The 15,445-nt window shown below is 69.1% G+C and carries 13 protein-coding genes and 2 riboswitches; of the genes, 5 read left to right on the top strand and 8 right to left on the bottom strand.

The genetic code is table 11. From position 1 onward, the window contains the following. Nucleotides 1-4: 4 nt before the first annotated feature. On the bottom strand, nucleotides 5-430 hold the full coding sequence (locus tag ACJH71_RS10535; RefSeq protein WP_406757967.1) for a nitroreductase family deazaflavin-dependent oxidoreductase: 426 nt from the start codon (nucleotides 428-430) through the stop codon (nucleotides 5-7). 14 nt (nucleotides 431-444) lie between these two features. Next, entirely contained in the window at nucleotides 445-735 is a 291-nt protein-coding gene (locus ACJH71_RS10530; RefSeq protein ID WP_406757966.1) for an antibiotic biosynthesis monooxygenase family protein, read from the bottom strand. A gap of 120 nt (nucleotides 736-855) precedes the next feature. Between ACJH71_RS10530 and ACJH71_RS10525 the strand changes: the two genes are divergently transcribed. Beyond that, nucleotides 856-1,302, top strand: coding sequence for a hypothetical protein (locus ACJH71_RS10525; protein ID WP_406757965.1), 447 nt, complete (start codon nucleotides 856-858; stop codon nucleotides 1,300-1,302). On the opposite strand, the gene ACJH71_RS10520 is transcribed toward ACJH71_RS10525, so the two are convergent. Genes ACJH71_RS10520 through cobN form a run of 4 tightly spaced genes read right to left on the bottom strand, consistent with a single transcriptional unit; the run spans nucleotide 1,288 to nucleotide 7,797 of the window. Further along, nucleotides 1,288-2,022 (bottom strand): cobalt-precorrin-6A reductase, encoded by a 735-nt coding sequence (locus ACJH71_RS10520; protein WP_406757964.1) that lies wholly within the window; start codon nucleotides 2,020-2,022, stop codon nucleotides 1,288-1,290. The two genes, ACJH71_RS10525 and ACJH71_RS10520, sit on opposite strands and share 15 nt — an antisense overlap. Next, nucleotides 2,019-3,470, bottom strand: coding sequence for a cobyric acid synthase (locus ACJH71_RS10515; protein WP_406757963.1), 1,452 nt, complete (start codon nucleotides 3,468-3,470; stop codon nucleotides 2,019-2,021). The genes ACJH71_RS10520 and ACJH71_RS10515 overlap by 4 nt, the downstream gene beginning before the upstream one ends. Further along, nucleotides 3,470-4,207: a precorrin-6A synthase (deacetylating) gene (cobF, locus tag ACJH71_RS10510; RefSeq protein WP_406757962.1), complete on the bottom strand. Its 738-nt coding sequence runs from the start codon at nucleotides 4,205-4,207 to the stop codon at nucleotides 3,470-3,472. The genes ACJH71_RS10515 and cobF overlap by 1 nt, the downstream gene beginning before the upstream one ends. Beyond that, entirely contained in the window at nucleotides 4,204-7,797 is a 3,594-nt protein-coding gene (gene cobN / locus ACJH71_RS10505; protein ID WP_406757961.1) for a cobaltochelatase subunit CobN, read from the bottom strand. The genes cobF and cobN overlap by 4 nt, the downstream gene beginning before the upstream one ends. A gap of 28 nt (nucleotides 7,798-7,825) precedes the next feature. Continuing rightward, nucleotides 7,826-7,962: riboswitch (cobalamin riboswitch) on the bottom strand. After that, a riboswitch (cobalamin riboswitch) is annotated at nucleotides 7,955-8,142 on the top strand. (Overlaps the previous riboswitch by 8 nt.) A gap of 37 nt (nucleotides 8,143-8,179) precedes the next feature. Here cobN and ACJH71_RS10500 point away from each other — a divergent pair. Genes ACJH71_RS10500 through ACJH71_RS10485 form a run of 4 tightly spaced genes read left to right on the top strand, consistent with a single transcriptional unit; the run spans nucleotide 8,180 to nucleotide 12,784 of the window. Continuing rightward, nucleotides 8,180-9,370 (top strand): ABC transporter substrate-binding protein, encoded by a 1,191-nt coding sequence (locus tag ACJH71_RS10500; protein WP_406757960.1) that lies wholly within the window; start codon nucleotides 8,180-8,182, stop codon nucleotides 9,368-9,370. Then, nucleotides 9,367-10,407, top strand: a complete 1,041-nt coding sequence (locus ACJH71_RS10495) for a FecCD family ABC transporter permease (protein ID WP_406757959.1) — start codon at nucleotides 9,367-9,369, stop codon at nucleotides 10,405-10,407. Before ACJH71_RS10500 ends, ACJH71_RS10495 begins: the two co-directional genes overlap by 4 nt. Nucleotides 10,408-10,448: 41 nt before the next feature. Further along, nucleotides 10,449-12,191: an ATP-binding cassette domain-containing protein gene (locus ACJH71_RS10490; RefSeq protein ID WP_406757958.1), complete on the top strand. Its 1,743-nt coding sequence runs from the start codon at nucleotides 10,449-10,451 to the stop codon at nucleotides 12,189-12,191. A 14-nt stretch (nucleotides 12,192-12,205) separates the two neighbouring features. Beyond that, complete coding sequence (locus ACJH71_RS10485) at nucleotides 12,206-12,784, top strand: hypothetical protein (protein ID WP_406757957.1); 579 nt, start codon at nucleotides 12,206-12,208, stop codon at nucleotides 12,782-12,784. A 179-nt stretch (nucleotides 12,785-12,963) separates the two neighbouring features. Here ACJH71_RS10485 and ACJH71_RS10480 read toward each other — a convergent pair whose 3' ends face one another. Both ACJH71_RS10480 and ACJH71_RS10475 read right to left on the bottom strand, forming a co-directional pair. Further along, the gene (locus ACJH71_RS10480) at nucleotides 12,964-13,488 is read right to left on the bottom strand and encodes a GNAT family N-acetyltransferase (RefSeq protein WP_406757956.1); all 525 of its coding nucleotides are present in this window, start codon (nucleotides 13,486-13,488) and stop codon (nucleotides 12,964-12,966) included. Nucleotides 13,489-13,707: 219 nt separating this feature from the next. Then, nucleotides 13,708-15,441 (bottom strand): PPE family protein, encoded by a 1,734-nt coding sequence (locus tag ACJH71_RS10475; protein ID WP_406757955.1) that lies wholly within the window; start codon nucleotides 15,439-15,441, stop codon nucleotides 13,708-13,710. Nucleotides 15,442-15,445: the final 4 nt, after the last annotated feature.

The raw sequence follows: 15,445 nt of genomic DNA, 5'->3' as shown, positions 1-15,445 counted from the left end.
CTGCTCAGGCGTCGGTTCTGATCAGCTCGACGACCGGGATGACCCGCTGGGTGCGTTCGCGGTAGGTGGCGAAACCCGGGTAACGCTGCGCCTGGATCCCATAGAGCCGGTCATGTTCGGCGCCGGTGATCTCGGTGGCCGTGACCGCGAAGGTGTCGGTACCGAGTTCGACAGTCGCCGAGGGATTCGCCCGCAGGTTGTGATACCAGCTCGGATGGTTGTCCTTGCCCTCGTTGGAGGCGAACACGATGATCCGGTCCCCTTCGGGGAGATACATCATCGGACTGGTGCGCTGCTGTCCGGATTTGGCCCCGGTGGTGGTCAGCAACAGGACCGGAGCCCCTTCGAACCGTCCGCCCAGTTTTCCGCCGCTGCTGCGGAACTCCGCGATATTACGGGCGTTGAACTCCAGGGTTCGCTGTGCGTCCACGGGCGACCATCTCCTTAGTCGATACCCACGAAGTGCTCGATCACCGGCGGTGAGTCGTAGAAACCGTGCAACAACGCACGCCACTGTTCGAATTCCGGCGACTTACGAAACCCCTCGGTGTGCGCCTCAATGTTCTCCCACTGCACCAGCAACAGGTAGAGGTTCGGCGACTCGACCGACCGGGACATCGAAATCCCCAGGAATCCGGGCTGGGCCGAGATCAACGGGCGCGCCTTGGCGAACGCGGCTTCGAAGTCGGCTTCGCTGCCGGGCCGGATGGGCAGTACTCCATGTTCCACAATCACGCTGCCAGTCTGCCCGACGGCGTGTGGCCAGGATTACCGCCTAAAGACTCTTGTCTGTTACCGAATGACACAGATAGGTTACCTGCAACTGATAGACACAGATACTCCTGGAGGTGCGGGGTGAGCGCTCTCGCGGCGGCAGTCGTCTTTGCCTGGTTGGGCATGGTGTTGGCGATCTCGTTCCTGGAAGCCCCATTGAAGTTCCGGGCACCGGGGATCACCATCCCACTCGGGTTGGGGATCGGTCGGCTGGTGTTCCGGGCGCTTAATGCGGTGGAGATCGTGCTGGCCACGGTAGTGGTGTTGGCGGTGGCCACCGCTCCCCCCGGACCGATTTCGCTGGCGGGGGTCTGCATTGCGGTGGCGGTGCTGACCGTCCAGGTGCTGGTGGTCCGGCCACGGCTGCGCCGCCGCTCGGACGCGGTGCTGGCCGCGCAGACCGCCCCGCCCGGCGGAATCGTCGAGCGCTCCCGCGCCCACTACGCCTATGCGGGGCTGGAGGTGGTCAAGGTCGCCGCACTGCTGACCGCGGGTGCCGCCTTGCAGCTCGCCTCAGTCGCCGGTTAGCACCCAGTCCAACGCCCGCTCGATGTCGTTCACCGTGGCCACGCCCGCCGGACGGGCCGGACGCCGCACGATGACCACCGGCAGGCCGAGTTCCTCGGCGGCCAGCATCTTGGGCCAGGTGTATTGCCCCCCGGAGTCTTTCGTGACGACGACGTCGGCGCGGTGATCGCGCAGCACTGATAGTTCTCCGGGCAGCGCGTAGGGCCCACGGTCCCTGATCACCGACCAGCCGGACGGCAGGTCGATCGACGGCGGCTCGACCACCCGCGCCAGCACTGCAGCGTCGGCCAGCGCCGGTAGGTATGACGCCAACTGCTGGCGCCCGATGGTCAGCACCGGCCGCCGGCCCAGCCGGGCCGCGATCTGTGCGGCCTGCTCGTGTGAGTCGGCCCAATGCCACGACTGCCCGGCCCGCTGCGACCAGCCGGGCCGCTCCAGCCGCAGCAGTGGTCGGCCGGCCGCGGCACAGGCGGCGGCCGCATTGGCCGACATCCTCGTCGCGAACGGATGGGTGGCGTCCACGACCATGTCGTAGTCGGCCAATACCGCTCGCAGACCGGCGATTCCGCCGAACCCGCCGATCCGCACCGCTCCGACCGGCAACCGGGGATCGGCGACCCGGCCGGCCAGTGACGTCGTGACGTCGACGCCCGCACCCACCAGCCGATCGGCGAGTGCTCGGGCTTCGGCGGTGCCGCCGAGCAGCAGCACGCGCGTCACGGCGCCCCCGGCGGTAGGAACGCCAGCCCCGACGGAGCGCCGCCGCCCGCCAGCTCCAACAGGGCCTCGACGTCCAGGTGCTCTTCGATCAGATCCCCGAGCAGGTCCAGCCGGCGCTCCCGGGCGGCGGGAAAGGACACCTGCGACGGTGCCAGCCCGAGGGTGTCGGCCAGGAACGCCGAACGCAACGCGTCGACCTCCAAGCACCCGTGCCGCATGGTGCCGAATACCTGGCCGGCGCGGACACCGCCGGGAAACGCATCGGCGACGTATCCGCGGCTGATCCGGCCGTGGTGGATCTCGTAGCCGCCATCGGACAGCCGCAGTGTTTTCTCTGCCGCGAAAGATGTTTCGACGTCCAATAGGCCCAGCCCTGGCACCTCGCCGGGCGCTCCCTCGATCCCCTCGGGATCGCGGATCATCTGGCCCAGCATCTGGAATCCCCCGCAGATCCCCAGTACGGGCTTGCCCGCGGCGGCGTGGGCAGCGATCGCGGCATCGATCCCGCGTGAACGCAGCCAGGCCAGATCGCTGATGGTTGCGCGGGTTCCGGGCAGCACCACCAGATCCGCGTCGGACACCCCACGCGGGTCGGCAGCGAACACCACGTCCAGATCGGGTTCGAGCCCCAAAGCGTCCAAGTCGGTGAAGTTGCTGATCCGCGGCAACCGGATCACCGCGACCCGTCGCGCCCCGGTGCGCCCCGAGCGCCGGCCGTCGAGATCGAGCGCGTCCTCGGAGTCCAGCCACAGCTCCGGATGCCACGGCAGGGTGCCGAACACCCGCCGACCGGTGAGGCGCTCCAGATCGGCCAGGCCGGGCTCCAGCAACCGCAGCTGCCCGCGGAACTTGTTGACGATGAACCCCGCCACCAATGCCTGATCCTCGGCCGAGAGCAGGGCCACGGTGCCGAAGAACGCCGCGAACACCCCGCCGCGGTCCACGTCGCCGACCACCACCACCGGCAGACCGGCGTGCCGCGCCAGCCCCATGTTCACGTAATCGCCGGCGCGCAAATTGATCTCGGTCGGGCTGCCTGCCCCCTCGGCAACAATCACGTCGTAGCGCCCGGCGAGATCGTCGTAGGCACGGTGCGCGGCCGCAGCCAACTCCGCGCGCCCGTGCATCCAGTTCGACGACGACAGGGCCCCCCACGGCCGGCCCATGAGCACCACATGACTCTGCTGGTCACTGCCGGGCTTGAGCAGTACCGGGTTCATCGCCGGCTCCGGTTCGACCCGCGCAGCGCAAGCCTGAATCCATTGCGCCCGACCGATCTCCGTCGTCGCACCGCCGGCGCCGACGCACACCATGGAGTTGTTCGACATGTTCTGCGCCTTGTACGGCGCCACCCGCACACCGCGGCGCGCCAGCGCACGGCACACCCCGGTGGCCACCACCGTCTTACCGGCGTCGCTGGTGGTTCCGGCGATCAGGATGCCCGCCATCAGGTTCGCCGCACCAGGAACACATCCATCACCCAACCCGCCTCGGTCCTGGCCGCATCGCGGGCGGCCGTGATCTCCTCGACGACGTCACAAACCCGTCCGGTGACCAGCCGCTCCCCCGCCGCACCGAGGTTGGCGCCCCACCAGATCGTCCACTCGGCCACCGTGGACAGATCGAGACTGTCCGGGTTGAGCATCGCCACGATGTTGTCTTCACCGGCGGCGACCGCCTCCGCCAGCCGCCGGCCGGTGGTGATGTGCACCGGCCGGCCCACTTCATGCAGCACGATCCGATGCCGGGCGGCCAGCAGTTGCGGGGCGCTGATTCCTGGCAGCACCTCGTAATCCAGCTCGACCCCAAGGGCTTTCACCCGCTCGACGATCCGGATGGTCGAGTCATACAGCGCCGGATCGCCCCAGACCAGGAAGGCTGCGGTGCCGCCGCGGGACCGCAGCACGTCCGCGTAGCGCTGCGCCCGGGCCGCATGCCAGTCCGCCACGGCGTGGGCATAGCCGGGCTCAGTCAGCCCCGGGGAACGGTCGCGAGCCGGGTCGGCGACCGCGACGATAGGGGTCGAGGGGGCGTAGGTGCCGACGATGGTGCGCCGCAATGCCAAAAGACCGTCGTCGGAGGACTTCTCGGATGCCACTACGTAGTCAACGGTTCGCAGTATTTCTGCCACTTCGGCAGTCACGTGCTGTGGCCCCATCCCCACTCCGAGAATCCAGACCCTCACCGGTCCTCCAGGTCGCCTTCCACGTCCAGGTAAGCCTGCCGCAACGCCGCCAGGGTCTCCGGGTCGGGGTGCTCCCACAGGCCGCGATCGGCGGCCTCGGTCAGCCGTTCCACGATTCCGTGGAGCGCCCACGGGTTGGATTTGTCGAGGAACTCCCGGGTCTGCGGGTCCAAGACGTACTCGGCCGCGAGCTTTTCGTACATCCAGTCGTGCACCACGCCCGCGGTGGCGTCGAAGCCGAACAGGTAGTCGACGGTGGCGGCCAGTTCGAACGCACCCTTGTAACCGTGTCGGCGCATCGCGGAGATCCAGCGCGGGTTGACCACCCGTGCCCGGAACACCCGGGCGGTCTCTTCGGCCAGCGTGCGGGTGCGGATCGCATCCGGCGAGGTCGAGTCGCCCACATAGGCTTTCGGGTCGGCGCCAGTCAGGGCACGCACGGTCGCGACCATGCCGCCGTGATAGACGAAGTAGTCATCGGAGTCGGCGATGTCATGCTCACGGGTGTCGATGTTCTTGGCGGCCACCTTGATCCGGCGGTAGTTGGTGCGCATGTCGTCGGCAGCCGGCGCACCGCCGAGCCCACGGCCGTAGGCGAACCCGCCCCAGGTGGTGTAGACCTCCGCCAGGTCCTTGTCGTCACGCCAGGTCCCGGATTCGATCACCTGCAGGATTCCCGCCCCGTAGGAACCGGGCGCCGAACCGAAGATCCGGGTGGTGGCGCGGCGCAGATCCCCGTGTTCGGCCAGATCGGCGCGGGCGTGCGCGGCGACGAAGTTCGCGTCGTCGGGCTCGTCGAGGGTGGCGACCATCTGCACCGCGTCGTCAAGCATCGACACCACGTGCGGGAAAGCGTCGCGGAAGAACCCCGAGATGCGCACCGTCACGTCGATTCTGGGCCGGCCGAGCTCCTCAGGTGAGATGACCGCCAGCCCGGACACCCGCCGGGACGCCTCATCCCACTCGGGACGCACGCCGAGCAGGGCCAGCACCTCGGCGACGTCGTCACCCGAGGTGCGCATCGCCGAAGTTCCCCACACCGACAGCCCGACCGACTCCGGATAGCCGCCGGTCTCGTCGAGGTAGCGCCGCACCAGCGAGTCGGCCATCGCCTGTCCGGTCTGCCACGCCAGCCGGGACGGCACCGCGCGGGGGTCGACCGTGTAGAAGTTGCGCCCGGTGGGCAGCACGTTGACCAGACCGCGCAGCGGCGAACCACTCGGCCCCGGACGCACGAACCCGCCGGCCAGCGCGTGCAGCACCGCGTCGAGTTCGGCCGACGTGCCGGCCAGCCGCGGAACCACCTCGGTGGCGGCGAATCTCAGCACCCGGCAGACCTCGGGGTCGGGATGCAGCGTGTCAGCCATGCCGGCCTCCCAATCGCCAGCCTCCATGGCTTCGACCAATGCGCGGGCGCGACCCTCGATCTCGTCGACGACCGCGGCAGCGGCGTCTTCCTTGAGCCCCAAGGCGGCGCGCAAGCCGGGCACCGCATGGTCCACCCCGCCCCACACCTGCGGGGCGCGCAGGATCGCCAGCACCAGGTTCACCCGCTCCGGTCCAGTCGGAGCGCCGCCGAGCACGTGCAGGCCGTCACGGATCTGGGCGTCTTTGATCTCACAGAGCCAGCCGTCGACGTGCAGCAGGAAATCGTCGAATTCCTCGTCCTCGGGTCGCTCATCCAGGCCCAGGTCGCGGTGCATCTCCGCGGCCCGCATCAGGTTCCAGATCTCACCGCGGATGGCCGGCAGCTTGGCCGGGTCCATGGTCGCGATGTTGCCGTACTCGTCGAGCAGTTGCTCGAGGCGCGCGATGTCGCCGTAGGACTCCGCCCGTGCCATCGGCGGGATCAAGTGGTCGACGATCGTGGCGTGCGCCCGCCGCTTGGCCTGAGCACCCTCGCCGGGATCGTTGACCAGGAACGGGTAGATCAACGGCAGGTCGGCGATCATCGCGTCGGTGGCGCACGCGGAAGACAACGCCGCGGTCTTACCGGGCAGCCATTCCATCGATCCGTGCTTGCCCAGGTGGATCACCGCGTGCGCGCCGAAACCATGTGCCAGCCAACGGTATGCGGCCAGATAGTGGTGGCTGGGCGGCAACTCCGGGTCGTGGTAGATCGCCACCGGGTTCTCCCCGAACCCACGGGGCGGCTGGATCATCAGCACGACATTGCCGGATTGCAGTGCGGCCAGCACAATCTCGCCGGCATCGTTGACGAACAACTTGCCCGGCGCCGGACCCCACGCCGTTGACATGGCATTGCGCAGATCGTCGGGCAACTCGGCGGTCCACTGCGCGTACTGCCGCCCGGCGACCCGCACCTGCGCGCCGTCCAGCTGCGCGGCGGACAGCCAGTTCTCGTCCTGACCGCCGGCCTCGATCAGGGTGTGTATGAGGCGATCGCCGGCCTCGGTCTCCCCTTCGTTCTCCAAGGCGACGTCCAGGACCCCGAAGCCGTCTCCGACGTCATACCCCTCCGCCGCCAGCCGCTGCAGTAGCCGCACGGCCGACACCGGGGTGTCCAGACCGACGGCGTTGCCCACCCGGGAGTGCTTGGTGGGGTAGGCCGACAGCACCAGCGCCAGCTTCTTCTGCGCATTCGGGATGCGGCGCAGCACTGCGTGATTCACCGCGACTCCAGCCACGCGGGCGCAGCGCTCGGGGTCGGCGGCGTAGTGCGGCAGCCCGTCGTCGTCGATCTCCTTGAAGGAGAACGGGACGGTGATGATCCGTCCGTCGAATTCCGGGATGGCGATCTGGGTGGCCGAATCCAGCGGGGTCACGCCGTCGTCGTTGGCCGCCCAGTCCGCGCGCGACGACGCCAGGCACAGTCCCTGGAACACCGGGATGTCCAGCGCCGCGATTCGTTCGATGTCCCACGCGCCGTCGTCGTCGCCGGCGCTGACACCGGCGGTGGCGTTCATCGCCCCGCCGGCCGCCAGCATGCAGACCACCAGCGCGTCGAGCTGCCCCAGCGCGGCGAAGAGCTCGTCGGGGGCGTTGCGCAACGACGCGGCGAAGATCGGCACCCCGGCCGCCCGGCCAGTCGCATCGATGGCGTCGGCCAGCGCGTGTGCGAAACCGGCGTTGCCGCTGACCTCATGGGCCCGGTAGTACAGCACCCCGATCCGCACCGCGTCGGGAGACTCGACAGACTCTCGCTTGCCGTAACCCCACTCCGGGATCACCGTCGGCTCATCGAAACCCTCCCCGGTGAGCAGCACCGTGTCACACAAGAACGCGTGCAGCTGCGCGAGATTGGCCGGCCCACCCTCGGCGAGATAGGCGTGCGCCTGCGCGGCCAGGCCGATCGGGACCGTCGAGCACTCCATCAGCTCGGCGTTGGGCGAGCGCTCCCCGCCGAGCACCACCAGCGGCAGGCCCGTCGCGCGCAGCAGCTTCAGTTCGTCGGCGATCTCGGCCGACGACCCCAGGATGCGCAGCACCACGACGTCGGTGCCGGCCACCAACGGTTCGATGTCGTGGCGTGCGGGGTTACCGAGCCGGTACGCCGCGCCACTGGCCCGCGCGGACAGCAGGTCGGTGTCGGACGTGGACAACAGCGCGATACGGCGTGCCTGCACCATCAGGGGCCTCCTCGGGGTTCTCGCCCCTCGTCGTCGGATGTCTCGTGGCCGTATCTGGCTAACGGGCCCGGCTGCGCCGATGGCCCTTCACAGTGGCGGAACCGCCCCGGATTCGCACCGGGTTCCTGACGCCACGAGACGGCGGCCAGCCTAACGCAGCACGGCATGCAACAATGTCGCCGGTAAGGCGATGACGATTGAGGAAGCCGGTGCGAATCCGGCGCGGTCCCGCCACTGTCATCGGGGAGCGACCCTCATCAGCCACGGCCCGCCACTTGTGGGGTTGGAAGGCGAGGCAAGCAGTGATCCGAGAGCCAGGAGACTCACGTCAACGCGTCCTGCGTACCGGGGCGGTGTACCCCGAGGAAGCTGACTCACGCCCATGCCCCGTGCGTTGCGGGTAGTTCCTGCGCTCTTGGTAGCCCTGGCCACCGCATTGGCCGGCTGCTCTGGCGAACCCGCTTCCCGCACCCCGCAGGCGCGCGCCGGCTGCATCACCGACTTCGATCCGGCCGCCGACTACTTTCCCGACAAGTCGACGCTGACCGAGGCCACCAACTTCGTCCTCGAATACCACGGCAGCTACCAGGTCCTGACCGTCAAACGGCCCTACCTCGGCGGCAAGCCGGTGTCCTATGTGCTGGTGCGTTGTGGTGCGCCCGCACCGGCACTGAGCGGCGAGCTGGCCCACGCCCAACAGATCACCGTCCCGGTACGCAGCCTCTACTCGGGCTCGACGACGCACCTGGCGATGATCACCGAACTCGGGCAAGCCGGCGTGGTCACCGGAGTGGCGAGCCCGGCCGCCGTCGCCGATCCGCAGATTCGCGCCCGCATCGAGACCGGTGCGATCGTCGGGTACGCCCCCGGCGGGCAGCTCAACGTCGAGCGGGTGCTCAGTGCCGGCCCCGACCTGCTGGTCACCGAAGGTATCGACGATCCCGGCTATCCCAAGCTGCGCGAGGCCGGTCTGCCCGTACTGGCCGACGCCGAATGGCTGGAATCCACTCCCCTGGGCCGGGCCGAGTGGATCAAGGTGTTCGCCGCGCTGACCGGGACCGAACGTCAGGCCGCGCAGACCTACCAGGACATCCGCAACCGTTACCGTGCCCTGGCCGCTCAAGCCGCTGAGGCGAAGCCCGCCGAGGTTCTGGTCGGCACCATGTATTCGGGCAGCTGGTCGATGCCCACCGGCGACAGCTACTCGGGGCGTCTGGTCGCCGACGCCGGAGGCACCTACCCCTGGCTGTCGGACACCGGCGCCGAAAACCGGCAACTGAACTTCGAGTCGGTGTACGCCAGTGCCGGCACCGCGCCGGTATGGCTGGTCACCGACGACTGGCAGACCCTGGGCGACGCGGTGGCCCGCGACAGCCGCTACGGCGAGCTGACCGCACTGCGGATCGGCCACGTGTGGTCGGCGACCAAGGCAATGACCCCCGGGGGCGGCAACCTCTACTGGGAACGCGGCACCGCGCGCCCGGATCTGCTGCTCGGCGACCTGGTCGCGATCCTGCATCCCGCGCTGGCCGCCAACCACGCGTTCGAGTTCTACCGGCGGGTGCCGCGATGAAGCCACGTATCGCCCTGGTACTGACCGCGCTGAGCGCTGCGGTGGTTCTGCTGGCCGTGCTGGGGTTGGTGCTCGGGCCGGTGCGGGTGCCGGTGCTCGACACCGTGCAGGTGCTGTTCGGCGCCGAGCCCTCCGACCCGCGCTGGCAGGTGATCGTGTGGAACATGCGGTTGCCGCGGGTGCTCACCGCGCTGGCCGCCGGGTCCGCGCTCGGGGTCGCCGGACTGCAGCTGCAAACCCTGTTCCGCAACACCCTCGCCGACCCCTACATCCTGGGCGTGAGTTCCGGGGCCAGCCTCGGCGTCGCGGTGGTGGTGCTGCTCGGTGGCGCGGCAGGCGGCGGATTCACCACCGCGGTGGCCGGAGCCAGCCGCGCCGCGGAGGTGATCGCGGCGGCCCTGGGGGCGGCGGCGATGCTCACGCTGGTGCTGGTCTTGTCGCGGTGGACCCGCTCGGCCGCGACGCTGCTGCTGATCGGGGTGATGATCGGTGCGGCCAGCACCGCTCTGGTGAGCCTGGCGATGGTGTACTCCGATCCGCAGCGGGTGCAGCAGTACCTGCTGTGGGGCCTGGGCAGTTTCGCCGGTACCGGCTGGGCCGATCTGGAACTGCTGCTGCCGCTGGTGGCGGTCGGGCTACTGACCGCGGCGCTGACGATCCGCCCGCTCAACGCCCTGCTGCTCGGTGAGAGTTACGCGGCGACGATGGGCATCAACGTGCACCGGGCCCGGGTGGTCACGGTCATCTCGGCGTCGCTGCTGGCGGGTGTCACGACCGCGTTCTGCGGACCGATCGCGTTCCTCGGCCTGGTGGTGCCGCACATCGCCCGCATCGTGGTCGGCACCTCCGACCATCGCGTGGTGGTCCCGGCGGTGATGCTGCTGGGCGCGGTCGCGGCGCTGGGCTGCGGCATCGTCAGCCAGGTGCCCGGCAGCGACCTGGTCATCCCGATCAACGCGGTCACCGCGCTGGTCGGGGCGCCGGTGGTGATCGCCGTGCTGTTGCGGGCCCGTCGCGGATCGGGGTTGCCGTCATGACGCCGGCGGTTACGGATGAGAGCCGAAGCTGGGACCGCCGTATGGCACCGGCGGCCGTAGAACTCGCCGGCCTGGTCATCGGCTATCGCAGCCGGCGCCGGTCGACCACGGTGGCGACCGGACTGGCCGCCCAGGCCCGCCGGGGCGAACTGACCGTGCTGATCGGGCCCAACGGCGCCGGTAAGTCCACCCTGATCCGCACACTGGCCGGGTTGCAGCCCGCGCTCGGCGGAAGTGTCCTGCTGGACGGCACCGACCTGACCGCACTGCCCCGAGACGAGCTGGCCCGCCGGGTCGCGGTGGTGCTGACCGAGCGCGTCGATCCGGGCCTGCTGTCGGCGCGGGAGCTCGTCGGGCTGGGCCGCATCCCACACCTGGGTTTGGGTGGCCGGCTGCGCCCGGCCGACGAGGAGATCATCGACTGGGCGCTGGCGGCGACCGGCGCCCAGCATCTGGCGTCACGGCCGGCCACCGAACTGTCCGACGGCGAATGCCAACGGGTCCTGACCGCCCGGGCGCTGGCCCAGCAGCCGGGCCTGCTGATCCTTGACGAGCCGACCGCGTTCCTGGATGTGTCCTCGCGGGCAGCACTGTTCGGGCTGCTGCGCGAGCTCGCCCGCGACCAGCAGTTGGCGGTGGTGTTGAGCACCCACGATCTGGAATTGGCGCTGCGGGTGGCCGACCGGGTGTGGCTGATGGATCCAGCGGGGACGTTGGTGGATACGGTCGGCGAAGAGCTGATGGTGTCCGGGCGCATCGGGGAGATGTTCGGCAACGACACCCTGCGCTTCGACCCGGCCAGCGGCATGTTCACCTTCGTCGGGGACGCCAACGAGCGCACCGCCCGGGTCGACGCCGAGGAGCCGTTGCGCTCGGCACTGACCCGGGTGCTGTCCCGGGAGGGCTGGGGGCTCGGCGATTCCGCCGAAATCGTGCTCACGGCAACCGATCCGGCCGCCGTCATGCTGCGTTCCACTTCCGGCAATCAGGTCATGGCGCTACGCGACCTACCGCAGCGACTGCGTGCCCTGCCGGCGACCACCCACCGCTGCGCCTCTCAGGACCAGACGATCGCGGCGCTGGCCGAGTTGTCATCTGTCAGTGCCTATTTCGCGGTCAACACCGGGGTGGCGGACGACGCCGACTGGCATCCGGTGACACAGCTCTACACCGACCCCGATCTGCTCGCGGACGCTATCGCCGGAGTGCAGGACCGCATCGGAACAGCGGATCTTCGCGTGGCGGTGTCCACCTTCTACCTCGGATTCGCGGCACGACTGTGGTCGGTCGGGCTGGGCGGACTCGCCGAGCACCGACTCTTGATCGATCTGGATCCCGATCAGCTCTGGTACACCGATTCGGGCGGTCCAGTCCGCCTGCATCTGCCGAATCCAGTTGCTTGGCAGGGGTCTTCGACAATCGATGATCTGGAGCCGGCGCTGGCCGACATGATCCTGACCGGCCACCTGGAGCCGTTGGCCGCCGCGGTACGCCGGCTCGGCCCGATATCGGAAGGGCTGCTGCGCGGCAATATCGCCTCCGCAGCTTTGGGCGCCGCCCGTGCCCTGCGCTGGCATCACGGCGGGGACCTTGCAGACCAGCCGAGCTGGGATCTCGCACGCACCATCTGCGATGACGAGCGGCTCGCTGGCGCAGTATGTTTCAGCGATTCCGGGACCGACTACCGCCGAGCCAGCTGCTGCCTGTTCTACCGCACGCCCGGCGGCGGACTGTGCGGCGACTGCGCACTGACCCACAAGCCCCAGGTTCGCCTGAACCCATGAAGGAAGGGATTCCCATGACCGAGAACACCGGAACCGTCGTCGCCGATCCCCCGATCGTCGACACCGAAGACCGCGGCCGCGAACAACGCTGGCCGCTGCCGACCGATCAGCAGAGCCTGCTGGATCTGCTGCACCTGTGCTTCGACGAGTACTGGGACGAGATCTGGTTCGGCATCATCATGGAGGGCGCGGCCTGGGAAGTGGCGGCCCCCAGCGCACCACGCAAGATCTCCATGCTCGACGGCTACGCCACCATCGATTTCGGCCGCTGGCACTTCCACCTGTGCATCGGCAAGCACCGGGCCAGCGGCTCGGAGCTGGGACGCATTCGCCGCTGCACCCGGGCCGAGTTGTACCGCCGAATCGGCAAGGACGGCAACCCGCAGTCGTGGGGCGTGCGCCTGTTCAACGGGCGTGACGAGCAGATGATGACGGTGATGCTGCCGAACCCGTTCCTCACCAACGACCAGCAGATGCGCGACGAGCCCGAGTGGGGCCAGCTGGAGTTGTGGGACAAGCTGCGCGACAAGTACCTCGGCCTGGGGCCGGACCCGCTGGACCGCGGCGGGAATCGGATCCGCTGCGGCGGTTAGGTGGTGTTGATCAAGTTCGATCTTGAACTTGATCATGGTGACGGACGCATCGGCCTGCTGCTGCACGTCGTCGAGCATCGGTGAGCTGTCCGTGGCCGTGAGCGTCCGGACGCCGTCGGCACCAGCCGAACCATCGCAGTCCACCCACAGTTCGGGACCTCACTGTGCGGCACCGCTCATCAGCAACCCTGGCTGTGAGAGTCGCCCGCGCTGACGGCGTTCCACGCCTCCCGAGTTAGCAGGTACTTCCGGAACGACGACCCGCCGTAGGAGACCTCGCCGTCGGGGACGAACCCGAGCCGAGCGACCGCGCGGGTCGGGCTCCTCGAGAAGGGGAGAGCGATGGTGACCACGTCGATGCCGAGCACGGAGAAGCCCCGGTCCAGAGCCGCCCGGGCAATCCCGGCACCCGCGCCCCAGTGCTCGGGCAGCAGCACCAACGCGAAGTCGGCCTCGCCATCTTCCTTCTGGAAGCCGCCCCAGCCGGCGAACCGGCCGTCCACCAGCACGGCCCACGGCCCGTAGCCGTGCAACTCCCACTGGGCGTCCTTCTCCTGCACCCAGGCGGCGGCGGACTCGTCACTGAAGGTTCCGGCCAGCGGCATGTGCCGGGCGTTCCGCGGCTCGTTGAGCAGCGACAACACTTCCCAGAGCGGAACCTCAGTCAACCGGATGAAATCAATTCGGGCTGAGCGGGATGTCATCGGTCTGCATTGTGATTGGTGCGCGGCTGTGCACTCGCTGCGGTTGTCGACAACGGTCTCACGACCGGTTTCCAACGCGGGAGTGATGACCCATCAGATCGACACGACCCCAGGCACGGGATGGCGCGACGCTCCTTCACGCCTCACCATCTACCTCCCCGCGACACTGACCTAGATGAAGCAGCCTAAATCAACATGGCCGAGGTCCGGCCAGCCCGGCTAGTCCGGTTCGACCGGCCAGGTGTTGGGCATCATCGGGCTGACCGCACCACCGCCGAAACCATCGTCGGCCAGGGCGGTCAGCCCGCTCGGCCGCGCACTGGTCACCCGGTGGGTAGCACCGGCGAAGCCCTGCGATCCAGCGCCTCTACTCGAGGCGACCGCCCCGGCAAGTTCCATCGGATCCGGCTCCAAGTCCATGTACTCGTAGCCCCGGCCCAGCATGCCGACCTTGGCCTTACGCCGACGTCGCTGCGCGGCCTTCTGCTCCACCGGCTCCTCTGCGGGTGCCGCCGCGCTGGCCGGTTTCGACGCCGCCCTCTTGCGGGAGCTGGTACCCGAGCCCCGACGAGCGCCCATGTCCAGGCCACCGACCATGTACATGTAGGCCGGCATGGTGACCGACGGCGGTCCCGCCGGAGTCGGCGGCGGGGCGGCGGGCGGCGGTGGGGCAGCTGCTGCCGGTGCCGGTGCCGGGGCGGGCGCAGGAGCCGGGGCAGGCGCCGGTGCGGGAGCCGGTGCCGGGGGCTGGGCTAGGGCCAGTCCCGGCGGGGGCGCGGGAGGCGGCGGCACCGCAGCGGCTAACGCATGATGTGCCATCGCCCCGATACCCAGACCGCCGATCACTCCCGCCGATCCGAGCACGGTCGTGCCGGCCATCGTGGCGGCCAGCGCCGGCAGCAGCGCCGTCTGGGTGATCAGGTAGTTCATTGCCTGGATGGTGTTGCCGATCGTCGAGGTGACGATCTCGACCATCGCCAGCGGGACGACCAGGCCCAGGCCCTGAGGGTTGAACAGGGCCGTGTACATGATCGCGATCAGGTCGTCGATGATGACGATGCTGGTGAAGGCGAAGTAGGACCCCGGGTCCAGCGGCACCGAGAAGACGTAGGCCAGGCTCGCCGGGTTGAAAAAACTCAACGGGTTCCCCGTCCACGCCAGCCACGACCCGGGCACCCCCGGCGGTGGCAGTAACGATGACCCGCCTTGCAGGCCGGCGAAGAACTCAGCCAGCGGGTCCGCGAAGCCGGTGAAGCCGATCTTGGTGAAGAACTCCTGCCACTCGACATACGCCGGATACTGACTGACATCGGGATAGGGCGGATGCGGGACCAGGCTTTCGAGCCATTTGGCGAAGTCCAGAAACCACTGCGGTGGCGCCGGCGCGGTGTCCGCCGCACTGCCGGGTGTCTTGAGCACCACTGGCGCCGGTTCGGTCTGAGCTGTCGCCGCGGTCGCCACCGCTGCGCCGGCCACCGCCTGATAGGCGGTCATCACGGCGGCGGCCTGCGCCCACATCCGTGCGTAGTCGGCCTCGTTCAACGCGATCGGAATCGTGTTGACGCCGAAGAAGTTTGTGCCCACCAGCACCGCGTGCGTGACGTGGTTGGCGACCAGCTCGGCCATGGTCGGCATCGCCGCCAACGCGGCGGTGTACCCCGCGGCAGCCGTCTCCTGCTGAGCCGCCGTGGCGGCGCTGTTGGCGACGGCGCGCAGCAGCCAGGCCAGATACGGCGCGTGGGCGGTCACGAACGCCTCGGCGGACGGCCCCTGCCACGACCCGGCCTGCACTGCGCCCAGCACCGCCGTCAGATCGTCGGCGATCGCGGCATATTCAGTGCTCAGCGCGCTCCACGCGGCGGCCGATGACAGCAAGGGACCGGCACCCGGGCCGGCCGACAGTGACGTCGAATGTACTTCTGGCGGAGAGGCCATCCAGATCGGCGCAGTCATCGCA

This window comes from Mycobacterium sp. SMC-15, from assembly GCF_045310925.1.
GTDB lineage: Bacteria > Actinomycetota > Actinomycetes > Mycobacteriales > Mycobacteriaceae > Mycobacterium.
This window is presented reverse-complemented; position numbering and strand designations above follow the sequence as displayed.

Bases quoted from the DNA above. Each gene is read 5' to 3' on its own strand.
- ACJH71_RS10490 (WP_406757958.1), top strand. From the start codon at position 10,449: ATGGCACCGGCGGCCGTAGAACTCGCCGGCCTGGTCATCGGCTATCGC.
- cobN (WP_406757961.1), bottom strand. From the start codon at position 7,797: ATGGTGCAGGCACGCCGTATCGCGCTGTTGTCCACGTCCGACACCGAC.
- ACJH71_RS10475 (WP_406757955.1), bottom strand. From the start codon at position 15,441: ATGACTGCGCCGATCTGGATGGCCTCTCCGCCAGAAGTACATTCGACG.
- ACJH71_RS10515 (WP_406757963.1), bottom strand. From the start codon at position 3,470: ATGGCGGGCATCCTGATCGCCGGAACCACCAGCGACGCCGGTAAGACG.
- ACJH71_RS10485 (WP_406757957.1), top strand. From the start codon at position 12,206: ATGACCGAGAACACCGGAACCGTCGTCGCCGATCCCCCGATCGTCGAC.
- ACJH71_RS10500 (WP_406757960.1), top strand. From the start codon at position 8,180: ATGCCCCGTGCGTTGCGGGTAGTTCCTGCGCTCTTGGTAGCCCTGGCC.
- ACJH71_RS10495 (WP_406757959.1), top strand. From the start codon at position 9,367: ATGAAGCCACGTATCGCCCTGGTACTGACCGCGCTGAGCGCTGCGGTG.
- ACJH71_RS10480 (WP_406757956.1), bottom strand. From the start codon at position 13,488: ATGACATCCCGCTCAGCCCGAATTGATTTCATCCGGTTGACTGAGGTT.